Annotated in this window: 2 pseudogenes; both read right to left on the bottom strand. The window is 36.3% G+C overall.

Annotated features, from left to right (window positions below):
• Window positions 1-71: pseudogene (locus tag AAEY62_RS22685) on the bottom strand (SPOR domain-containing protein); the annotation flags it as partial.
• Between the two features lie 11 nt (window positions 72-82).
• A pseudogene (locus AAEY62_RS22680) lies at window positions 83-267 on the bottom strand (bifunctional tetrahydrofolate synthase/dihydrofolate synthase); the annotation flags it as partial.

Raw genomic sequence — 267 nt, 5'->3', positions numbered from 1 at the left:
GGTATAAACACAATTGCTGCTATTACCACGATACTTGTTCCGACTAAGCGATTTATAAAACTTGAGTTCACCGATATTCTCTCTATTTTTTAAAGTAATCAATAGCGCCAGCAACGGTAAAAAATGAACCAAAAACAATCAAAACTGTGTCGTTTTGTTGTGTTGGCAAAATTACATCGAGTGCTGCTGCTACGCTATTATAACTATGCTTAATATCATTATGCGGTATGCTTTGTAGCGCATTTTGTAAGTTGCTAGCGCTATCAC

The organism is Pseudoalteromonas sp. GW168-MNA-CIBAN-0100 (assembly GCF_040309225.1).
In the GTDB taxonomy this organism is placed as follows: domain Bacteria; phylum Pseudomonadota; class Gammaproteobacteria; order Enterobacterales; family Alteromonadaceae; genus Pseudoalteromonas; species Pseudoalteromonas arctica.
This window is presented reverse-complemented; position numbering and strand designations above follow the sequence as displayed.